We start from the raw sequence: 1,489 nt of genomic DNA, 5'->3' as shown, positions 1-1,489 counted from the left end.
ATCGAATTCAAACAAATTTTATTTCTTTTAGAATTAAGTTCGATACCGGAAAAATATAATACCAACGCCCCTAAACCATACGAATTAAACAATGAACTTGGACTTAGTACATTTCCTTTTGTCTTTGACATTTTGTCACCTTTCGAATCACAAATAATCGGATGAATCAAAATTCTTTCGAACGGAATTCTTTCCTTCATTAGTATATTCGAAATTCATATAGTGACCATAAATCTTATTTTCTCTCATGATTACTTGGTTATTACAAAAATTATGGATTCAAAAATTCAAGCATCAATTGTTTTTCCTTGTTATAACACTTTTTTGTAACTTAAAATATTTTTGAGTATTGTAAAATATAAAACGTTGCGCTTTTAAATGCCTAAAACTGTAAATTAAAGCGCATAGTAAATACGTGTAATTGAGTGTAAAATATAGACACTACTTATTTATAAGTTTCATATTTGTATTAATAATTCTGTGTACAAATAAATATGATATTTATGTTTTGTCTAACAAAAGCCAGTGCAATATGATAACTATACCGACTAAGGTCTATAGCTCACGAGTATGTCTATGGTAGAAAAACAATTTTTACAAATTACTTAAGTGACATTTACTCTAAATTAAATATGGGAGCAAGTAAATTAATAACCATAGCTTATTTATTTTACAGCCAGGACTGGTTTTACATGACCTACCCTATAAGCAATAAAAAAACCAATTCAACCCAATTTTTTCTCGCTACCCTGCATTTATTTGGTGTATACAACTCAATTTAATAAAATTATGTTTTATTTTTAATTCCGTACTTTCTACTTTCTCTTTCTTGTATAAATTATTTTGTATAGAATTAAAAATATCATCTGTGAACTACATTATTTACTAGAGCAAGAAGTAACGTATCTCCGGCCACAACTACGCTTTTCGGTGTGAACGTTGCTTTTCATTCTTTTCTTTCCCCGTACGCGCGCGCGCGCGCGCACACACACACACTACACGCAAACTTGTTAAAACGAATTCCTTGCGCAAGGATATCAAATTACATGGTAGTTAGCTTCCTTACCTGCATAAAAGTTAATTGTTTCAAAATAATAAAAGTTGTTACGTGTGGTACCAGATATCTATCGAAGGTCTTATAACGCAGTATAATAAATAATCTTTGTTACGTTCTGTATCGTGACTTGTGTATCTATAATTATTAATAAAGTTCAGCGCAGTCTTATTGCTATTTTTACGTCGTTTTTATGTGAAAATAATTTACAATCATATCAAATTTTACGCGCGCGCACACACACACACACACACACACACACACACACAAGATCCTCTGTAGCCATTTGGGTAAAAGACACACGGACAATCTCTAAAACGTTAAGCACTAAATCCACTGAGGCTTTACCAAAGTATATTCTGTTACATCCAATAAACCTTTATGACCCTCTTTTTTAGTGGCACCACTTAAAACCTATATTAAAAGGGTGAACGT

Annotated in this window: 2 protein-coding genes; one reads left to right on the top strand and one right to left on the bottom strand. The window is 31.4% G+C overall.

What is annotated here, in order from left to right:
• The coding region (locus MAGTDC_RS03555) for a class I tRNA ligase family protein (RefSeq protein ID WP_146657075.1) at positions 1–230 on the bottom strand (230 nt) is incomplete at its 3' end.
• A gap of 702 nt (positions 231–932) precedes the next feature.
• Between MAGTDC_RS03555 and MAGTDC_RS03550 the strand changes: the two genes are divergently transcribed.
• A complete protein-coding gene (locus MAGTDC_RS03550) occupies positions 933–1,142 on the top strand; it encodes a hypothetical protein (protein ID WP_146657074.1) in 210 nt (69 codons plus the stop codon).
• Positions 1,143–1,489: the final 347 nt, after the last annotated feature.

This window comes from Candidatus Hodgkinia cicadicola, from assembly GCF_002774925.1.
This window is presented reverse-complemented; position numbering and strand designations above follow the sequence as displayed.